Raw genomic sequence first — 2,479 nt, 5'->3', positions numbered from 1 at the left:
CGCGCCGTCTCGATGGTGCGCAGCCGGCCGATCTGCAGATGCTGGCGCAGCGCCCAGGAATCGCCGAACCAGCCCAGGTTGCTGACGTTCACCAGGATGGTCGCGCCGGGTTCGCCCTGCGGGCCGGACTGCAACGCCGGCAGCAGGTCCGGACCGAACAGGTCTTCGTAGCAGATGTTGAAGGCCACGTGCTGGCCGCCTACGGCGAAGGGCGTCTGCCGCTCAGCGCCACGGTCGAAGTCGCCCAGCGGGATGTTGAGCATGTCGACGAACCAGTGGAAGCCCGGCGGCACGTATTCACCCCAGGGCACCAGGTGGCGCTTGTCGTAGCGCATGGCGGTCGAGCCGGCGAGCAACTGCTCGACCGGCGTGGCGCCGTCGAAGCCGATCACGCTGTTGGTGTAGCGTTCGCGTCCACCCACTACGTCCAGCAGCGGCGAGCCCATGGCGATGACGCTGTTCTGCCGCGCGGCGATGGCGCGCCAGGTTTCCCAGACGCGCGGATCGAGCTGGTTCTGGAACACCGGCATCACGGTCTCGGGCAGGATGGTCAGCTGCGGCGCCGGTTCGCCCGGCATGGGCGGCAGCGCGGCCAGTTCCAGATGGCGGCGCAGGCTCTGGTCCAGCAGCGCGGGATCGAATTTCTGCGACTGTTCGATGTTGCCCTGGATCAGGCGCACGTTCAGCGGCTCGCCGAAAGGACGCGACCAGTCGATGCGGGCCAGCAGCCAGCCGGCTGCAGCCAGCGCCAGCGCGAGACCGGCGGCCAGCGCGCGCCGGCCGTCCAGCGGGGTCTTGCGCGAGGGTTGCCACAGCGTGGCGATGGCCGCCGCGGCGAAGGCCGCGAGGAAAGCCATGCCGTGCACGCCCAGCAGCGGCGCCCAGCCTGCCAGCGGGCTGTCGACATGGGCATAGCCGATATTCAGCCAGGGGAAGCCGGTGAACAGCACCGCGCGCACCCATTCGAAGCCGGCCCACAGGGCGGCCCAGGTCAGCGCGCCCGTCAGCGCGCGGGCGGGCCGCGAGTCCGGTTCCAGCGGCGCGTAGCGGCGCGCCAGCGCGCAGGCCGAGGCAGGGAAGATGGCCAGGAAGGCCGACAGCAGCAGCACGGCGGCCGCCGCCAGCGGCGCCGCCAGCTCGCCGTAGCGGTGCAGGCTGATGAAGATCCAGTACAGGCCCAGCGCGTAGGTGGCGAAGCTGAACAGCCAGCCGCGCGCCCAGGATAGGCGCGCCGACGGCGCATACAACGTCACGCGCGCGGCCACGGCCAGCGCCAGCACCTGGGTGATGGCCAGGGCCCAACCGGGCAGCGGGCCGGGAGCGAATGTCAGGGCGTGCGCCGCGCCGGCCAGTATCAGGCCGGCCGCGCCGCGCAGGAGTCGGCCGCGCGGGGTGGGGCTCATGCGTCGGCGGGATTGGCGGAGGAGGGAGACCCGGCCAGGCGTCGCACGCGCAGCCAGAGGGCGCGGCGGGCATCGCCGCGGGCGACCTCGATGCGCAGTCCGTCGATTTCGGCGTGGTCGCCGCGGCGCGGGATGCGGCCCAGGCGGCCGCCCATCCAGCCGCCGACGCTGTCGTATTCGTCGTCCGGCAGCTTGCTGCCGAACACGTCGTTGAAGTGCGAGATCTCGGTGGCCGCGCGCACGCGCCACTGGTTCTCGCCCTCGGGGAAGATGGAGTCTTCCTCGGTCTCGTCGAATTCGTCCTCGATGTCGCCGACGATCTGCTCCAGCACGTCTTCCATGGTGACCAGGCCGGAGATGCCGCCGTGTTCGTCGATGACGATGGCCTGGTGGTTGCGGCTGACGCGGAATTCACGCAGCAGCACGTTCAGGCGCTTGGATTCGGGAATGAAGACCGCCGGGCGGACCAGCGAGCGCACCTCGATGCCGGGTTCCAGCATGCAGCGCAGCAGGTCCTTGGCCAGCAGGATGCCGATGATGTTGTCGCGGTCGCCTTCGTAGACGGGAAAGCGCGAGTGGGCGGTCTCGATGACCGAGGCGACCAGGTAGGGGATGGGCTGGGTGACGTCCAGCAGGTCCATGCGCGAGCGCGGCACCATGATGTCGGCCACGATGCCCTCGGACACGGCCAGCGCGCCCCGGATCATCTGGTACGACTCGGCGTCCAGCAGAGCGCGTTCGTGGGCGGCTTCCAGGACGGCCTTGATGCCTTCGCGGTCCTCGGGCTCTCGGCGCACGAGGGAAAGCAGGCGGTCCATCAGGGATTTGGTTGCGGGTTTTGCGGTGCGAGCAGGCGTCGCGTCGGGAGCAGGATAAGGGTCAGACATCGTCCGGGATGGACAAGTTAGGGAAGGGCCAGCATAACCGAAAGTCGATGCCAACTTGTAACGGCGCGGCCCAAAATGGGGCGAATCCACGCCATCTGCGCCGTGCCGGCGTTTATTTGCAGCGATATTTCAGGGTTGACCCGTAGACGCCCGGCCGGGTCCGGTGCGGGCGGCAGGCGGTGCGGGCGG

2 protein-coding genes are annotated in these 2,479 nt (G+C 69.7%); both read right to left on the bottom strand.

The features are described from left to right. Positions 1-1,403 (bottom strand): apolipoprotein N-acyltransferase (gene lnt, locus KDH83_RS23665; RefSeq protein WP_212320436.1); only part of this gene is annotated, 1,403 nt, incomplete at its 3' end. Beyond that, on the bottom strand, positions 1,400-2,290 hold the full coding sequence (locus KDH83_RS23660; RefSeq protein WP_212320423.1) for a transporter associated domain-containing protein: 891 nt from the start codon (positions 2,288-2,290) through the stop codon (positions 1,400-1,402). The genes KDH83_RS23660 and lnt, both read right to left, overlap by 4 nt. Between the last annotated feature and the right edge of the window lie 189 nt (positions 2,291-2,479).

Source organism: Achromobacter sp. Marseille-Q0513 (assembly GCF_018195695.1).
Classification (GTDB): Bacteria; Pseudomonadota; Gammaproteobacteria; order Burkholderiales; family Burkholderiaceae_B; genus Achromobacter.
Note: the sequence above shows the minus strand (reverse complement) of the source record. Positions and strands in the feature narration are given on the sequence as shown.

What these genes read in the sequence shown, in the direction of transcription:
- KDH83_RS23660 (WP_212320423.1), bottom strand. Translation starts at nt 2,290, where the DNA reads ATGTCTGACCCTTATCCTGCTCCCGACGCGACGCCTGCTCGCACCGCA.